General features: G+C 59.9%; 14 protein-coding genes. 5 read left to right on the forward strand and 9 right to left on the reverse strand.

Annotated elements, in window-relative coordinates; genetic code table 11:
* Positions 1-296: 296 nt before the first annotated feature.
* The 3 genes from ACE3SE_RS14550 to ACE3SE_RS14560 are packed head-to-tail and all read right to left on the reverse strand — an operon-like array spanning position 297 to position 2,751.
* The gene (locus ACE3SE_RS14550; protein WP_445290651.1) at positions 297-755 is read right to left on the reverse strand and encodes an EamA family transporter; all 459 of its coding nucleotides are present in this window, start codon (positions 753-755) and stop codon (positions 297-299) included.
* Between the two features lie 2 nt (positions 756-757).
* Positions 758-2,110 (reverse strand): ATP-binding protein, encoded by a 1,353-nt coding sequence (locus tag ACE3SE_RS14555; protein WP_374556286.1) that lies wholly within the window; start codon positions 2,108-2,110, stop codon positions 758-760.
* Positions 2,086-2,751 (reverse strand): response regulator transcription factor, encoded by a 666-nt coding sequence (locus ACE3SE_RS14560; RefSeq protein ID WP_374556374.1) that lies wholly within the window; start codon positions 2,749-2,751, stop codon positions 2,086-2,088. The genes ACE3SE_RS14555 and ACE3SE_RS14560 overlap by 25 nt, the downstream gene beginning before the upstream one ends.
* A gap of 39 nt (positions 2,752-2,790) precedes the next feature.
* Between ACE3SE_RS14560 and ACE3SE_RS14565 the strand changes: the two genes are divergently transcribed.
* From ACE3SE_RS14565 to ACE3SE_RS14575, 3 genes are all read left to right on the forward strand, one after another.
* Positions 2,791-3,468 (forward strand): AAA family ATPase, encoded by a 678-nt coding sequence (locus tag ACE3SE_RS14565; RefSeq protein WP_374556376.1) that lies wholly within the window; start codon positions 2,791-2,793, stop codon positions 3,466-3,468.
* Positions 3,469-3,471: 3 nt separating this feature from the next.
* On the forward strand, positions 3,472-4,053 hold the full coding sequence (locus ACE3SE_RS14570; RefSeq protein WP_374556288.1) for a 4Fe-4S single cluster domain-containing protein: 582 nt from the start codon (positions 3,472-3,474) through the stop codon (positions 4,051-4,053).
* 339 nt (positions 4,054-4,392) lie between these two features.
* Positions 4,393-5,187, forward strand: a complete 795-nt coding sequence (locus tag ACE3SE_RS14575) for a Cof-type HAD-IIB family hydrolase (protein ID WP_131357780.1) — start codon at positions 4,393-4,395, stop codon at positions 5,185-5,187.
* A 78-nt stretch (positions 5,188-5,265) separates the two neighbouring features.
* Here the strand turns inward: ACE3SE_RS14575 and ptsG are convergent, their stop codons facing one another.
* The 3 genes from ptsG to ACE3SE_RS14590 form a co-directional block, all read right to left on the reverse strand.
* A complete protein-coding gene (ptsG, locus tag ACE3SE_RS14580) occupies positions 5,266-7,047 on the reverse strand; it encodes a PTS glucose transporter subunit IIBC (protein WP_131357783.1) in 1,782 nt (593 codons plus the stop codon).
* 90 nt (positions 7,048-7,137) lie between these two features.
* The gene (gene ptsP / locus ACE3SE_RS14585; RefSeq protein WP_374556291.1) at positions 7,138-9,651 is read right to left on the reverse strand and encodes a phosphoenolpyruvate--protein phosphotransferase; all 2,514 of its coding nucleotides are present in this window, start codon (positions 9,649-9,651) and stop codon (positions 7,138-7,140) included.
* A 431-nt stretch (positions 9,652-10,082) separates the two neighbouring features.
* Complete coding sequence (locus ACE3SE_RS14590) at positions 10,083-10,472, reverse strand: DoxX family protein (protein ID WP_045846632.1); 390 nt, start codon at positions 10,470-10,472, stop codon at positions 10,083-10,085.
* Between the two features lie 127 nt (positions 10,473-10,599).
* On the opposite strand from ACE3SE_RS14590, the gene ACE3SE_RS14595 reads away from it, so the two are divergent.
* On the forward strand, positions 10,600-11,517 hold the full coding sequence (locus ACE3SE_RS14595) for a LysR family transcriptional regulator (RefSeq protein ID WP_374556293.1): 918 nt from the start codon (positions 10,600-10,602) through the stop codon (positions 11,515-11,517).
* Positions 11,518-11,551: 34 nt separating this feature from the next.
* On the opposite strand, the gene ACE3SE_RS14600 is transcribed toward ACE3SE_RS14595, so the two are convergent.
* Entirely contained in the window at positions 11,552-12,850 is a 1,299-nt protein-coding gene (locus ACE3SE_RS14600; RefSeq protein ID WP_045846630.1) for a dicarboxylate/amino acid:cation symporter, read from the reverse strand.
* A gap of 396 nt (positions 12,851-13,246) precedes the next feature.
* Here ACE3SE_RS14600 and ACE3SE_RS14605 point away from each other — a divergent pair, with 396 nt between their 5' ends.
* Positions 13,247-14,134, forward strand: a complete 888-nt coding sequence (locus tag ACE3SE_RS14605) for a DNA-binding protein (RefSeq protein ID WP_374556295.1) — start codon at positions 13,247-13,249, stop codon at positions 14,132-14,134.
* Between the two features lie 45 nt (positions 14,135-14,179).
* On the opposite strand, the gene ACE3SE_RS14610 is transcribed toward ACE3SE_RS14605, so the two are convergent.
* Together ACE3SE_RS14610 and ACE3SE_RS14615 are read right to left on the reverse strand one after the other, a co-directional pair.
* On the reverse strand, positions 14,180-14,785 hold the full coding sequence (locus ACE3SE_RS14610) for a MarC family protein (RefSeq protein ID WP_045846629.1): 606 nt from the start codon (positions 14,783-14,785) through the stop codon (positions 14,180-14,182).
* Between the two features lie 195 nt (positions 14,786-14,980).
* The coding region (locus ACE3SE_RS14615; protein ID WP_374556297.1) for a THUMP domain-containing class I SAM-dependent RNA methyltransferase at positions 14,981-16,612 on the reverse strand (1,632 nt) is incomplete at its 5' end.

The following is a 16,612-nucleotide window of genomic DNA, read 5'->3' on the forward strand; positions in this document are numbered from 1 at the left end:
ACACCACAGGAGATCGCGTCCTCACCCTTTTGCTGCTGGAAAGTGCTGAACCACGCTCATGGGATCGTTCTTGGCAAGACGGCGAGAGCGTTGACAGCTTTGATCAGTTCGTCTCGAACGGGCAATTGCCGGTACGGTAACTTGGCTGCCTGTATTCAGGCTCTACCAGCAAACCACCAGGTTCGCATAGCCGACCTCCGCAGGGCATCTTCTCCTGAGAGTTCGAGTGTATCGCTCGGTCTCCTAAGGCAGGTCAGCTGAGTTTTCATAGATTTACGGTTTGAATGCCCAAGAGGCTACCGCTTAAAAGCCAGCAAAAGAACACCTCCCGCCACCATCGCGATACCAGACCACTCGCGAAGCGACGGACGTTCACCCAGAAAGGTGAAGGCGAACAACGCAACCAGTACTAGACTGAGTTTGTCTACCGGAGCCACCTTCGATGCATCGCCGATCTTGAGCGCACGGAAGTAGCACACCCACGATGCGCCTGTAGCCAAGCCGGACAGCCCGAGGAAAAGCCATGTCTTGGGTGACAACTCAAAGGGGTTGGCCCACTTTCCCGTGTAGGCAACAAACGCCGACAAGACGACGATGATGATGGCCGTTCGGATCAAGGTTGCCAGATCGGAATCGACCCCTTGAATGCCTACCTTGGCAAAAATTGCCGTCAGTGCCGCAAAAACGGCGGACAGCAAAGCCCAATAAAGCCATCCAACTGAATAAACCATTACCTCTCCCACGTTGTTCTGCATCGCTACTTCATAGGAGCGATAACCGTAACGACTAAGCCAGTTTGCTGAACGTCATCTGCGAAGTCGAGGCGAATTTCTGCGCCGATGCGAAGAGCTATCGTTTGGACGATGGATAGCCCCAGACCTGAGCCAATCTGCTCGCTGCCCAACGTGCGATAGAAGGGGTTAAAAACTCGGTCACGTTCGGCCAACGGAATACCTGGCCCGTTGTCCTGGATGCGCAGCTTCGCTTTTCCGTCCGACACACCTACGGAAAGATCGACACGCCCGCCCTCTGGGGTGTAGCGGATGGAGTTATCAACCAAGTTCTTGACCAAGGCGATCATGTCCAGTTCGCTCGCCCACACCTGGGCGTCTTGTGTGCCTTCGACACCGATGTCGATGTGCTTGGCCTCGGCCAGCGGCATGAGGTCTTCCAGTACGCGGCGGTAGATGCCTTGAACGGATACCTGCGACTGCGGCAAGTCGGCAGCCGACTGCGCCTTGGCCAAAGTCAGGAGTTGATCCAGCAGGCTACGGCCACGCTCGATCCCTTGGCGCAGCACTGTTAGCCGATCACGTGCCAGCTCGGACATTTCCGCGTCTGCCAGCCGTTCCGCTTGCAGCGACATGGCTGTAAGCGGCGAACGTAGCTCGTGTGCGGCATCCGCTACGAAGCGTCGTTGAGATTCCATTGACTGGCCGACACGGGCGAGCAAGCGATTGATCGCCACGGCAAACGGACGCACCTCGACCGGAAGGTGTCGGTCCTCGACGGGGTGCAGTTCCTGCTCGGCACGCTCGTCGATTTCCTTGGAAAGCGCGGCAATGGGCCGGAACATCTTGCGCACCAGGTCAGCGACGATCAACAGCAGCACCGGCACAAGAATCAGGAAAGGCATCACCGTGCGCAGCGCGCCATCGCGGGCGATTTCATTGCGGAAGCCGGATTCCTGAGCCACGGCAATGCGTTCGCCGACAGCCGTAGTCTTGACAAGCACGCGGAAGGTCTCACCGCCAAGCTCCAGGGTATGCAGCCCATCAGTCAGTGTCGTCGGCAGGGAAAGTGTGCCACCTGCATCCACGCTTGCCGCAGAGGAACTGGCTTCCCCCAAGCGCTGGACGATGACGCGAGATTCTTCATCGACATACTTGAGTCGGGTATCGGTGGTCGGTGCGGCCGGCGACAGACGCTGGCGATCGATGAGCTGCGCCACTTGGCGTAGCACGTCATCCTGTAGCTCGTGGGCCTCGTCGAAGGCGGACAGGAACGAAAAGACGCCCGCCACAATGGCCACCGCGAGGATGGCCAGGGACAGGGTGAAGGACAGCTTGAGCTGAACCGATTCGTTCAAGCGCTTTTTGAAACCATCCATCCGACCCCCCTGACGTTTTTGATGACCTCGCTGCCCAGCTTGCGCCGCAGGGCATGGATCAGAAATTCGACGGCATTGCTTTCGACTTCCTCCCCCCAGCCGTAGATGCGATCCTCCAGCTCGCTACGCGAGAGAATGGCACCAGGTCGCACCAGCAGGGCTTGCAGCAGCGAGAACTCACGGTTGGAAAGTTGCAGTGGGGACCCGCCGTTGACGCTGGCCTCTTTGGTGGCTGGATCGAGCGACACCACGCCATTGCTGAGGACAGGCGCCGCCGTGCCGCCCTTGCGCCGTAGGACGGCACGCATCCTGGCCAGTAGCTCCGCCATCTGGAAGGGCTTGGACACGTAGTCGTCGGCCCCGCCATCCAGGCCGCGCAGACGGTCATCCAGGCCGTCACGCGCCGTGATGATGAGCAGGGGGATCGGGTTGTCCTTGGCGCGGATGCTGGCCAGTACCTCCAATCCATCTTTGCCGGGCAGGCCCAGGTCGAGCAACACCAAGTCATAGTGCTGGCAGCCCAGCGTCGTGAGCGCCATCTGCCCGTCCTTCACCCAATCGGCGGCGTAGGACGCATCCTTCAACGCGCCCTGGATCGCGTCACCGATCATGGGGTCATCTTCGACCAGCAATACCCGCATCATTCCTCCATTCAAATTACTGTATCAAGGTAGCATTGAATTAAGCACCTTGTCCTTCAACCTGAAATGATGGTAAAGGGCGGCAAAGGCACCAATGCAGTGAAGAAGCGCCCATTCTCCTTGCTTCTATTCGACGAGATCGAAAAGGCGCACCCGAGGATTCTTGATAAGTTCCTTCAGATCCTGGAGGACGGAAGACTGACTGACGGCAAGGGGGATACCGTTCTGTTTTCCGACACCGTTATTGTGTTCACGTCGAACATTGGGGCGGCACAAATCGAAGCGGACAACCCGGACGCGCGATCAGCCTTTGTCGAGAGAGTCCGTGCGCATTTTGTGAATGAACTGAAGCGGCCGGAATTGCTTGGCCGTATCGGCGAGGGGAACATCATCCCCTTCAACTTTATGGCGGATGACAAGTTTCTCGTCGACATTGCTCGATCAAAGCTCGAGCCACTGCGGCACCGCCTCAGCGAAAAATGGGGAGCTTCTGCGCTGCAATTCGTTGACGAGACCAAGGCGCTGCAGTCGATCGTTGGCATGGTCGATCGAAGCAGCGGAGGGCGTGGTGTTCTCAACGCGCTGACAATTTACTTGTTCGACCCACTAGCTCAGTTCCTATTTGATCAGGTCGGCTCCCCAGAGAGATCCCAAGGTCGAACCATTAGGGTTGTACAAGCTGGGTCCAAACCGAACTTCGACTTCGAACTGGAGTGACCCGTGTCTTGGTTGAATCTGGCGTCGTGGATACCTTGCACGGAAGTTGAGGGGCCCGGAAGACGTGCGGCACTTTGGGTCCAAGGCTGCGACAAGCGTTGTATCGGGTGCTGCAATCCGGGCTACCTGAAGATCATGGAACGCGACATTCTGAGTGCGGAGACCATGATTGAACGCTTGCTCGCGGCACACGATGAGTGGGGTCTGGAGGGGGTCACGTTTCTTGGTGGCGAACCATTTCTTCAGGCGCAGGGACTTGCTGTGGTAGCCGAGGCGGTATCACGTGCAGGGTTGTCAGTCATGACGTTCACCGGCTACACGCTTGAGGAACTGAACGATTTGTCGCTGCTTGGCACGCGAGGCTTGCTGGCATGGACCGATGTGCTTGTCGATGGTCCTTACGAAGCATTGAACCCTGACCGCTCAAGGAACTGGGTCGGCTCAACAAACCAGCGATTTCACTATCTGACTGACCGGTACAACTCATCCATTGAAGGCGTAGATGTTCCGGAGAGAGAGGTTGAGTGGCGAATCCGCGATGATGGCCGATTGGTCGTTAACGGCTGGCCTTGCACAATCAGATAGTCGGACATCCAGCCCCATGTGTCGGCGGCCTTCCGGAACGGACTGCAGGGAGCAGGTGTCGATAAAGTCGGGCCGACCAGTGGCAAAGAAGGTAGGAAGTGCGCGGGAGGCTGCGAACTCTCCTCGGGCTTCCGTATTCGTATATAATCTCTCCTATGGTGTCCTCGCCGATGAGGCAGGGCGGTTTCCTGTAACGGGGAACTACACCACCAGAATTCACGCAAAAGCCAAGCTCAATGCTTGGCTTTTTGCATTTTTGCTCCCGCCGCAGTGTAGTCCTGCAGCTACATGGCAGGGGGTGTAAAATCGCTTGCTCCCACACTCATGCGGAGTCCTGCCGTGTACCGTTTCATTGCCTCCGACCTGGACGGCACCTTGCTGGATGAACACCACTGCGTCAACGCGCTGACTGCGCAAACCCTGCAACAACTGGAAGCACGCGGCCTGCGTTTTGCGCTGGCTACCGGCCGTCATTATCTGGATGTAAAAGGCATCCGGGATGCGCTGGGAATTGCTGCTTATCTGATCAGCTCCAATGGCGCGCGGGTGCATGACCCGGACAACCGCCTGATCCACAGCAGCAATCTGGACCCCGCCATCGTGCGCCAGATTGCCCAGCCGGAATTTGCTGCCGGGACGGTGCTGAATTTCTATCTGGATGATGCCTGGCTGATCGACCAACCCTACCAGTATCTGCTGGATCTGCATGCCGACTCCGGCCTGCACTACCAGATTGCGCCCTTGCATCAGCATGATGGAGCAGGGGTGGCCAAGGTTCTCTACATTGCGGACCATGCCCATTTGCTGACGGTTGAGGCCAAGCTACATGCAGCGCTGGGTGACCGTGCCTATATCACCTTCTCGGCGGACAATTGTCTGGAGGTGATGGCACCCGGCGTCTCCAAGGGCCATGCGCTGCAACTGGTGCTGGACGAGCTGGCTATCGATACGGCTGATTGCCTGGCGTTTGGCGATGGCCAGAACGATATCGAACTGCTGCAAACCGTGGGCCACCCGCGGGTGATGGCGAATGCCCACCCGAGGCTTGCATCGCAGCTGCCGCAGGCACAAACCGTGGCCAGCAATGCACAGTCCGGCGTGGCCCTGCATCTGCGCCAGTTGTTTGCCTTGTAAGCGTGTTCTCCTCTGCGCTACCAGCGCACCATGAAAAAGGGCTGCCAAGGCAGCCCTTTTTGTTGCTAGCAAAGCTAATCAGCCCTGCAAGGCTTGCGCCAGCGCACCGGCCTTGTCACCAACAATCAGATGCCAGGTGCCCGGCTGGGTCTGCACGCAGGCCATGACGCCGGCTTCGCGGGCCGCTGCTTCATTCAGGCTGGCCGCCTGTTTCAGCTGCACGCGCAGGCGGGTGTGGGCAATGGCTTCCACCTGCTGCACATTGCCACGGCCACCCAGTGCGGCCAGGATGGCTGCGGCTGTAGCGGCCAGTTGCGGGTCGGCCGGGGTGCTGCTGACTGCTGCCGGAGCATGGGCTGTTGCAGTGGCTGCACTGGCTGCTGCTGCCGCAGGCAGTTCGGCATCGTCACCAGCGGTTTTCAGGTAGATCTCCATATCGGTTTTCAGGTTTTCCGATTGCGGCCCGAAAATGGCCTGAATGCCGCTACCTACCTGTACCACGCCGGATGCACCCATGGCCTTGAGCTTGGCCTGGTCCACCTGTGCCGGGTTTTTCACGGCAATGCGCAGACGGGTGATGCAGGCATCCAGATTGGTGATGTTGCTGCGGCCGCCAAAGGCCAGTACCAGAGCGCGGGCGCGCTGGTCTTCGCTTACCGCACCTTCGCTGCTGCTGTCTTCATCTTCACGACCCGGTGTTTTCAGGTTGAATTTCAGGATGACGAAGCGGAACACGCTGTAGTAGATGACGGCGTAGATCGGCCCCAGGATGAATACATACCAGGCATGGTGCGATTTGTTGCCGATCAGGTTGAACATCAAAAAGTCGATGCCACCTTGCGAGAAGGTGAAGCCCATGTGCATGTCCAGCGAGTTGGCCACGAACTGGGCCGATGCTGCCAGGCAGGCATGGATGAAATACAGCACCGGAGCCACGAACAGGAAGGCGAATTCGATAGGTTCGGTAATACCGGTCAGGAAGGAAGTCAGTGCGGCGGAAATCATGATGCCGCCCACTTTCACCCGGTTTTCCGGCTTGGCAGTGTGCCAGATGGCGATGGCAGCAGCCGGCAGACCGAACATCTTGAACAAGAAGGCACCGGACAGCACGCCTGCGGTCGGATCACCGGCAAAGAAGCGGTTGATGTCGCCGTGGATGTGTTTGCCGCTGGCATCGACAAAGTCGCCCATTTCAAAGAAGAAGGGCACGTTCCAGATGTGGTGCAGGCCAAACGGAATCAGCAGACGCTCGACGAAACCGTACACGGTGGCGGCAGTGCGCGGGTCGCTCACGGCAGCCCATTGCGAGAAGGTCTTGATGGCACCACCGATGGGCGGCCAGACGAAGGACAGTACCGCACCCAGCACGATGGCAGCCACGGCGGTGACGATGGGCACAAAGCGCTTGCCGGCAAAGAAGCCCAGATACTGCGGCAGGCTGATGCGGTAGTACTTGTTGAACATGTAAGCCGCCAGACCACCGGCCAGAATGCCGCCGAACACACCGGTCTGGATCGACGGCATGCCCATGATGGTGTCGGGTTTCACGCCCAGCAGCCCGGCCATCACGCCCAGCGTGGTGGTCATCACCAGGAAGCCGATGGTGGCGGCAATGGCGGCCACACCGTCGTTTTCAGTAAAGCCCAGCGCCACGCCCACGGCAAAGATCAGCGGCAGGTTGCCGAAAATCACGTCACCGGCGTTTTTCATCAGCGACAGGATGGCCAGCAGCACGGTGCTCTGGGTGTGGAAGTCGGTTGCGCCAATGCCCAGCAACAGGCCGGCTACCGGCAGTACGGCAACGGGCAGCATCAGTGCCTTGCCGATTTTCTGCAGAAAAGCGAAGGATTGATCAAACATGATAGTGATTCCTGCGTAATGCTCCCGCCTGCATCAGCAGGCGAGGAGCCAGCACCGTCCGGGCAAAGCCGGACGGCAGGTTCGTCGCGCTTAGCGCGCCTGTTGTGCCAGATGGGCGCGCACTTCGGCCACCGTGCCCAGTGCCAGCACCTGCTGGGCCAGCGTACGGCATTCGTCCATGCTCCAGCGCGCCAGTGTGGCCTTGACGCTGGCCACGGCCGGTGTGCTGACCGACAGCTCGGTCACGCCCAGGCCTACCAGCACCGGGGCCGCACGTTCGTCGGACGCCAGGCCACCGCACACGCCCACCCACTTGCCGTGGGTACGGGCGCCGTCGCAAGTCATGGCAATCATGGCCAGCACGCCCGGATGCAAGGCATCGGCCTGCTTGGCCAGCTGCGGATGGCCACGGTCCATCGCCAGTACGTACTGGGTGAGGTCGTTGGTGCCGATGGAGAAGAAATCCACTTCCGGTGCAAAACGCGCAGCCAGGATCGCGGCAGACGGTACTTCCACCATGATGCCTACCTTGACGTCGGCATGGCCGCTGCTGGCCTGCTCTTCGGCCAGAATGGCCTTGGCGGCGCGCAGCTCGTCCAGGGACGCCACCATGGGGAACATGATGTGCAGGCGGGTGAGCGGAGCAGCTTGCAGAATGGCACGCAACTGGGTGCGCAGCAGATCGGGGCGATCCAGGCTGACGCGGATGCCGCGCAGGCCGAGGAAGGGGTTGTCTTCCTTGGGCAGCGGCAGGTAGGACAGCGGCTTGTCGCCACCTACGTCCAGCGTGCGCACTACCAGCGGGCGATCGCTGCCCAGCTCGCGGGCCACCGCGCAGTATTCGGCAGCCTGTTCGGCTTCGGACGGTGCGGTGTCGCGGTTATCGAACAGGAATTCCGAGCGCAACAGGCCCACGCCTTCGGCACCGGCTTTCACGGCGTCACGGGCATCGGCGGCATTGCGGATATTGGCCACTACTTCGATACGGCTGCCATCGCTGGTTTGGCCCGGCTGTTGCGACATGGCCTGTTCGGCGGCGCGACGTTCAGCCAGACGGGCGATGGCGGCTTCCGCCTCGGCCTTCTCGGTGGCGGTGGGGGCAATGTTCAGGGTACCGGCGGTGCCGTCCAGAATCACTTCACGGCCATCTTGCAGAGCCAGCGCAGCTTGCGAGATGCCGCAAATGGCCGGAATGCCCAGCGAGCGGGCCAGAATGGCCACATGGCTGGTGGCTCCGCCGGTGCGGGTGCAGAACCCCAGTACCTTGCCCGGGTCCAGCGCAGCAGTGTCGGATGGTGCCAGGTCTTCTGCAATCAGGATGGAACCGGCCGGTACATCCAGCTCGGCTTGCTTGACGCCAGCCAGCAAGGCCAGCACGCGGCGGCCTACATCGCGGATGTCGTTGGCACGCTCACGCAGCAGGGCATTGTCCTGCGCTTCCAGACGGGCAGAGTAGGCGCTGAAGGCAGCACGCCAGGCCCAGGCGGCGGATTTGCCATCGGCAAGGCCTGCATAGGTCAGGGCCAGCAGGTCCGGGTCTTGCAGCAGCTCCTGATGCATGGACAGGATGGCGCGCTTGGCCTGGTCTTGCAGCTGGGCCTTGATGGTTTCAATCTGCTCGGCAGCTTCTTCGGTTGCACGGGTGAAGTTTTGCTGCTCCACCACGCCAGCGGCACCGGCTTCCACCACGTCAAACTCTTGCAGGCGGTGGTGGAAGATGCGGCCAATGGCGATGCCGGGCGAAGCACCTACGCCAGCCAGTACGCCAGCGCTGTCCTGTTGCACTGGCTGGGTAGCAGCCGGGGCGGCTGCGGCCGGCGCTTCGTCCAGGCTCTCGCCGCAGCGGTCCAGCAGCAGTTGGGACAGTTCGGCAATGGCAGCGGCGGCATCCGGCCCGGTGGCCAGTACCCGCACCTGATCGCCATTGACGGTAGCCAGGCCCATGATGCCGACCACGGATTTGGCATTGGCCACCTTGTCGCCCAGTTGCAGCTGGATATCCGCTGCAAAGCGTTTGGCGGCGCTGGCAAATACAGCAGCCGGACGGGCATGCAGGCCGGCCGGGTTGGTCAGGGTGATGGTTTCCGAACTCAGGGTTTCGCCTTCGGCCTGGCTGGCGGCTTCAGCGCTGCCTTGCAGGTCCAGCGTCATGATGATGCTCTTGCCCGCTTCGACCAGACCGCTGGCGCAGGTGAGCTTCTCCACCACTTCACCATTGGTGATGATGATCTGGGTGAGCAGGCTGGGGGCGGTGCAGGCGACCAGGTCGAGGTCGAAGTCGATCAAGGCCTGACCGGCCTTCACCTGCTGGCCTTGCTCCACCAGCGGCACAAAGCCTTCGCCCTTGAGCATGACGGTGTCGATGCCGATATGCACCAGCACTTCGACGCCATTGTCCGAGGTGATGGTCAGTGCATGATGCGCAGTATGAATATTGCTTACGGTACCGCTGACCGGAGCCAGCAGCGAGCAGGAGGTCGGGTCCAGGGAAATGCCGTCACCCACCATTTTGCCGGCAAAAACCGGGTCGGGGACGGTATCCAGAGCGACCAGCCACCCGGAAAGGGGGGCGAGAATGTCCAGTCGTGGCGCGGGAGAGCCCATGTGAAACTCCTCAGGAGTTGATTGCAACAGTTATTTTATTACGAGCGATTGTTGGGGCAGGATTAAGCCGCAACTCGGCGCGTAAGGCAAGTGCCTAATCAGCCCGTTAAACGCAAGAATGTTGTTATTGCAGGATTAAACCCGGTTTTCTGCTGAATGTGTAGGCAGTTTGCAACTGTCTGCATCATGCCAATATTGTAATTTAGCTACAGCAGCGATGTGAAACTGGCTTGATGGCCGTCAACAAAATGGCGGGTGAATGCAACCGCAATGCCACACCCCTGAACCGCGATGTCCGGCTCAGTATGGCCGCCATGCGTTCAGCATAGCGGGATGGCGTGGGCTGGCAAGGCCGCAGTGACCGGGACGGAACGCAAAAACGCGGCCCGCCAGAGCTGGCGTGCCGCGTGAGAGATGGGGGATAAGTCGGTTTACTGCTGTTGACGCCCAGCAGGTTCACCCAAGAAGAACAGTGCCAGCGAGCTGGTGATCAGGAAGGCGGAATATTCCCAGCCGCCGCCCTGATTGGTGAACATCCAGCCATTGGCACCATGCACCAGTACGATGGTGCCGGCCAGCAGCGGCACCAGCGCCAGTGCAACCCAACGTGCTTTCAGTCCCAGGATCAGCAGCAGGCCACCACCGATTTCAGCGGCCATGGACAGATAGCCGACAAAGCCGGGGAGGCCGAGGCTGGAGAAGAACTGGGCAGTACCGGCCGGGCCGAAGACAAACAGCTTGGTAGCACCATGTGCCAGATACATCAGGCCCAGGGATACGCGCAGAATCAGGGCGGAAAGTGCGGGAGAGGTGGTGTTCATGGCAAGACTCCTGTAGCGGTTAAAGCCCGTGTGTGGATGGGCGGTGGCAGTGGGAGTATTTGACCATGCACTTATCGCTTGATAAACATGCTATAAATGAAGAAATTATTTACTAATTGGAAATTGTATGGACAGATTCTCGGAAATCCGCGCCTTTGTCACCGTGGCCGAGCAAGGCAGCTTTGCCGCTGCAGCAGACAGGCTGGACCTGTCGCGTGCCATGGTAACCAAGCTGGTGTCGGCACTGGAAGCCCGGCTGGGCGTGCGGCTGATGCATCGTACCACCCGTCGCCTGTCGCTGACCGAAGCGGGTGAAACCTATCTGGCGCAAGGCGGCGCACTGCTGGCGGAACTGGAAGACCTGGACGCGCTGCTGTCGCAAGGTGCCAGCAAGGCCAGTGGCCGCTTGCGGGTGACGGCGCCGGTTTCTTTCGGCATGCGCTTTCTGGGACGGGCGATTGCCGGTTTTCAGCGCCAGCATCCGCAGGTGGAGGTGGAACTGTCGCTGAATGACCGCAAGGTGGATCTGGTGGATGAAGGCTTTGACCTGGCAATCCGCGTGTCCAATCTGGACGATTCCAGCCTGATTGCCCGGCCACTGGCCAAGGTGCGAGACCGTCTGTGCGCATCACCGGACTATCTGTTGCGCCACGGCGTGCCGCAGCATCCGGACGAACTGGCCCAGCATGACTGCCTGATCTACACCCTGATCAACCAGCCCCATTTGTGGGAATACCAAGGGCCGGATGGCCAGCCGGGCAGGGTGCGTATCAAGGGTAGCCTGCGCGCCAATAATGGCGACATCCTCACCGACGCCGCCGTCCATGGCATGGGTATCACCCGTCAGCCGGAATTCCTGCTCCAGCAAGCGCTGGAGTCCGGACAGCTGCAAACCATTCTGGATGACTACCGCTGGTCCTGCCTGGACGTATCCGCTGTGTACCCGGTTCGCCGCCATGTGCCGGGCAAGGTAAGGGTATTTGTGGATTTTCTGGTCGACTTCTTTGCCCAGCAAAAAAACAGCCCGTCGTATGACGGGCCATAAGCTGACTGAAAGGTCGAACGAGGTACAACATTAATCAGTGTTTGGCGGGTGCTGCATCCGGCTCTGGCAGCACTTCACCATTCAGCACACGCTGCATGCGGTCGGTATCCAGCGCCTTTTCCCACTTGGCTACCACCACGGTGGCCACGCCATTGCCAATCAGGTTCGTGATGGCGCGTGCTTCGGACATGAAACGGTCCACACCAATCAGCAGCGCCAGGCCTTCCACCGGCAGCTTGCCGCCCAGTGTGGCCAGCGTGGCTGCCAGGGTGATGAAACCGCCGCCGGTAACGGCAGCTGCGCCCTTGGAAGTGAGCAGCAATACGCCGATGATGCCCAGCTCTTCACCCAGGCTCAGCTGCACATTGGTAGCCTGGGCAATGAAGATGGCTGCCATGGTCAGGTAGATGGAAGTACCGTCCAGGTTGAAGGAGTAACCGGTCGGTATCACCATGCCCACCACCGGTTTGGCGCAGCCCAGGTGTTCCATCTTCTTCATCATGCCCGGCAGGGCGGATTCGGACGAAGATGTACCCAGCACCAGCACGATTTCTTCCTTGATGAAGGCCAGGAACTTGAAGATGCTGAAGCCATTGAAGCGGGCGATGGCGCCCAGCACGATGAAGACGAAGGCAAAGCAGGTGAGGTAAACGCAGGCCATCAGGAAGCCCAGCTGTTTGAGCGAACCCACACCGTATTTGCCAATGGTGAAGGCCATGGCACCGAACGCACCGATCGGGGCCAGCTTCATCAGCATGTTGATTACGCCGAACAGCGCATGCGAGAACTCGTCCAGCATGGAAATGACGGTCTTGCCGCTGCTGCCCATGCGGGTGAGTGCCAGGCCCAGCAATACCGAGAACAGCAATACCTGCAGGATTTCACCGGTGGCAAACGCGCCCACCACGGTATCCGGGATGATGTGCAGCAGGAAGTCGACGGTATTCATGTCCTTGGCACCGGCGGCAAACTTGGCCACCGACTTGGCATCCAGCGTGTGCGGGTCCACATTCAGGCCGGCACCGGGCTGCAGCAGGTTCACCACCACCAGGCCAATCACCAGTGCCAGCGTAGTCACGACTTCAAAGTAAAACAGCGCCTTGACGCCGACGCGGCCCACTTCCTTCATGTCGCCCATCTTGGCAATGCCCACCACCACGGTGGAGAAAATGATGGGGGCGATCATCATCTTGATCAGCTTGATGAATGCATCACCCAGCGGCTTCATCTTGGCGGCGGCTTCCGGATAGAAAGCCCCCATCAGTACGCCGATGGAGATGGCAACCAGCACCTGGAAATACAGGCGCGAGTGGAGCGGTGTTTTGGCTTGCATGTCTGGTCTCTTGTTCTCGGATATTCAGAGGTTGAGCGTTGTTCCGGATCCTGATGGATCCTGTTGTTGGGCACATCCTAGCAAGCGCTGGGTTTTTGGCTAATTGCTGATATCCCTAAGCTGTAGCGGAAAATGCAGATTCATGTGCAGGGTGTTTGGAAGTTCAGAAAATTCTTGCAACTAATGCGCACGCTGCCGTCACTTCTGACAGCTTTTTCGGATTGTTCATTTAGCGTGAGCAGGAAAGAATCTTCCCTTTATCAGCATTTCGCCTTACCGGAACGAAGGGATGGCGGACAGCTTGTAATTTGCTGCACTGTGCCGCAAGCAGGCTTGATGAATGAATGCTGGTGTTATCGGTGGACTGTTGTCCGCAGACCGTTAAAGGATGATTTCATGGTAAAGGCCGACACGATTCCTGCCGAAGTACGCGAGCGTATCCATCGCGTTGCTACCGAGCTGTATGCCAAGTCAGGCTACCACGCACTGCCCGCGCTGGATGAGGTTCGCAAATGTGCCAACGTCGACATGAATGTGGCCAGTCTGGTACTCAAGGAATGGCGCAAGATTCAGCCGGTCAGCCCCGCGCCACTGGGTAGCAAGCTGCCCACGCCGGTCGAAGAGGCTGGCCTGGCAGCAATTGATGCCGTCTGGCAGCATGCCCAGCAATTTGCCAATCAGCATCTGCGAGCCGCCCAGGCAGGCTGGCAAACCGAGCGTGAAGAGCTGGATGCGCTGCGTGCCGAGCTGGCCGAGGCCTTCGAGCGACAGGCTGCCGAACTGGAAGCCACCAGTCAGCAACTGAGCATGGTGCTGGCACTCAATGCCCGCCAGCAACAGGAGCTGGAGCGGGCGGCACCACGGCTGGATGAGTCTGCCAATCGACTGGGGGAAACCGAGTCGCGGCTGGTCGCAGTGGAGCGCGAGCTGGGTGAAACCCATGACAAGCTGGCGCAATCCTACGACGATGTACGCGCGCTGCGTCAGCAATGTGACGAGTTGCGCAAGGAGTGCGACAACTTGCGCAAGCAGCAGGCAGAATTGCAAGAAGAGCTGCGGGTGCAGCGTTCCGACAAGGAAAGTGCACATCGTGCCGTGGCCAGTCTGCGTCAGCAGTTGCAATCTGCTAGTGGCGGAAGCCCGGCTACCCCCGCCAGTGCGCAGGAAGCGGTGGCCGATGTGAAGGAAACCGCTGAACTCGAAGCCGCAGCCTATGGCCAGTCGGTTAGCAACCGCTTGACCACATCTTCGCGTGCGGCTGACCTGATCGTCCGTTCACGCTGAGAACAAGAACTGGTGCCCGTTGGTGGCACCAGCGCTTCTTGCCACTCAATGAAACTGGCGAATATAAGACGCCACCCCGCCCAATAGCATTTCAATCGAAATCGCGGTCAGCACCAGTCCCATCAGGCGTTCCAGTGCAGTAATGGCCTGCTCCCCCAGCAGCTTTTGCAAGCGCCCGGAAAACAGGAACACCACGGTAGTCACCAGCATGCAGATGGTGAGCGCGCCTATCCATTCCAGCATGCGCGCCGGTTCGCGGGTGGACATCAGCAATACCGTGGCCATGGCCGAAGGGCCGGCAATCAGCGGAATGGCAATCGGCACGATAAAGGGCTCGCCGTGCATCTTGTCGCTGCCGAACACGCTACCGCCTTCGCTGGGGAAAATCATTTTCAGCGCAATCAGGAACAGGATTACCCCGCCTGCTACCTGCATGGACTGATCGGTCAGGTGCATCACGTCCAGAAAATTCCGCCCGAAAAACATGAAAGTCAGCAGCACCAGAAAAGCGATCAGGCATTCGCGGTACACCACTTTCTTGCGGCGCTCCGGTTTGACTTGTTTGAGTGCGGAGATGAACAGCGGAATATTACCGAGCGGATCGGTAATCAGGATCAGCAAGACCGTGGCGGAAATGAAAGAAGTTTGCATGGTGGTGTCGACGTGTTGGTCAGTGAAACATTCTGCCGGCGGCAGATTTTATTTTAGTTGCTGCCTGCAAAGGGATGCAGGCAGTAAAGCAAACAAGCCCGGGAATGCCGGGCTTGTCAGGCTGCTGACAAAGTAACTGATGTGATTGCACAGGGCCCGGCACCGCCGGGCCTTGTCCATTACATTTACAGCGTCTTATTCGGCAGCGCTGTCATCTGCGTTGGCATCATCTGCTGCCGGCTTTTCCCGGCGAGCGCTGCCAGCCACCATGGGGATGGCAAACAGACGGCAGGGCAGCGAGCCGTTGAACAGCGGGGTGCGGCGCTTGACCGACAGGTGGATCAGGTCGGACAGGCGCAAGTCGCCGGTAAAGAAGTGGGCAGTCCAGCCGGCAAAGTGGGCCTTCAGCCAGTCACCCAGCTGCGGGTACAGCTCGGCCAGCGCGTCCTGCTCGTCCATGCGCACGCCATAAGGCGGGTTGGTGACAATGAAGCCGCTATCGGCAAACGGGCGTGCTTGCAGCACGTCTTGTGCCTGCAGCTCGATGGCATCGGCCAGACCAGCGCGTTGCAGGTTGGCACGGGCTACCGGCAGCATGTTGCGGGCGCGGTCGCTGCCTTTGATCGCCAGATTACGCACCGGCAGTTCTGCCGCGCGCGCTTCGCTCAGCAGCGCTTCCCAGGACAGGGCGTCAAATTCGCGCAGGCGCTGGAAACCAAAGCGGCGGTTGCGACCCGGCGCGCGTTTGAGTGCGATGTCGGCCGCTTCCACCAGGAAGGTGCCGCTGCCGCACATCGGGTCCAGCAAGGGCTGGCTGCCATCGTAACCGGCAATCAGCAGAATGCCGGCCGCCAGGTTTTCCCGCAGCGGGGCTTCACCGGTTTCTTCACGCCAGCCGCGCTTGAACAGCGGTTCGCCGCTGGTATCCAGATAAATGGTGGCATGGTCGCGGGTGAGGAAGGCGTGGATGCGCATGTCCGGTGTGCGGGTGTCCACATTGGGACGACCGGCATTGGCCTGACGGAAGCGGTCGCACACGGCGTCCTTTACCTTGAGCGAAACAAAATCCAGGCTGCGCAGCTGTGCGCCGATGGCATCGGTTTTTACCTTGATGCTGCGCGATACATCGAACCAGCGCGGCCAGTCGATCTGCATGGCCAGCTGGTAGATATCGCTTTCTTGCTGGTAACCGCCTTCGGCCAGCTTCAACAGCACACGGCTGGCGGTGCGGCTGTAGAGGTTGGCCTTCATCATGATGTCGGCGTCGCCACGGAAGGCTACCCCGCCGTCCACCTTGCTGACATCGTTGGCACCCAGTGCGTTAAGTTCGGCCACCAGCGTCATTTCCAGGCCGCGCGGGCAGGGGGCGAACAAGGCCAGTTGCTTGTCGCGCAGGCCGGTCAGCGCATATACCGCTTGCGCGGCCAGCTTGTCGTTCCATGCCGGTTTGTCAGCACTTCTGACCTGGCGGCTGTCGTGCTGGCGCGGGTCGCGCTCCATGCGGTGTTTGTTGTCAAAGGGCTTGAGGCTGGCCGGGGAGTTGCCGCGCTCGCGCGGTTCCCAGCTGCGTTCATGACGGGCATCGCGACGCGGGCTGTCCTCGCGCTGGAAGCGCTCACGCGGTGCGCTGTCTTCCCGGCGATCTGCCGGTTTGGAGAACAGCTTGCGTGGTGCGTTTTCCTGCACCGGTTCGTCGCGGCGGAAGCGGTTTTCCCGTTCAGCAGCCGGTGCCGGCAGGATTTCCGGGTCGTAATAGCTGGCCGCATCATTGCGTTCCACGCGGCGCGGGGCTTGCTCGCGCGGCTGCTCGTCACGGCGGAAGCGGTT

The sequence above is a fragment of the Aquitalea pelogenes genome, from assembly GCF_041914625.1.
Taxonomy (GTDB): Bacteria; Pseudomonadota; Gammaproteobacteria; order Burkholderiales; family Chromobacteriaceae; genus Aquitalea; species Aquitalea pelogenes.

Coding starts and splice junctions, on each gene's coding strand:
- ACE3SE_RS14550 (WP_445290651.1), bottom strand. CDS start 755: ATGCAGAACAACGTGGGAGAGGTAATGGTTTATTCAGTTGGATGGCTT.
- ACE3SE_RS14555 (WP_374556286.1), bottom strand. CDS start 2,110: ATGGATGGTTTCAAAAAGCGCTTGAACGAATCGGTTCAGCTCAAGCTG.
- ACE3SE_RS14560 (WP_374556374.1), bottom strand. CDS start 2,751: ATGCGGGTATTGCTGGTCGAAGATGACCCCATGATCGGTGACGCGATC.
- ptsG (WP_131357783.1), bottom strand. CDS start 7,047: ATGTTTGATCAATCCTTCGCTTTTCTGCAGAAAATCGGCAAGGCACTG.
- ptsP (WP_374556291.1), bottom strand. CDS start 9,651: ATGGGCTCTCCCGCGCCACGACTGGACATTCTCGCCCCCCTTTCCGGG.
- ACE3SE_RS14590 (WP_045846632.1), bottom strand. CDS start 10,472: ATGAACACCACCTCTCCCGCACTTTCCGCCCTGATTCTGCGCGTATCC.
- ACE3SE_RS14595 (WP_374556293.1), top strand. CDS start 10,600: ATGGACAGATTCTCGGAAATCCGCGCCTTTGTCACCGTGGCCGAGCAA.
- ACE3SE_RS14600 (WP_045846630.1), bottom strand. CDS start 12,850: ATGCAAGCCAAAACACCGCTCCACTCGCGCCTGTATTTCCAGGTGCTG.
- ACE3SE_RS14605 (WP_374556295.1), top strand. CDS start 13,247: ATGGTAAAGGCCGACACGATTCCTGCCGAAGTACGCGAGCGTATCCAT.
- ACE3SE_RS14610 (WP_045846629.1), bottom strand. CDS start 14,785: ATGCAAACTTCTTTCATTTCCGCCACGGTCTTGCTGATCCTGATTACC.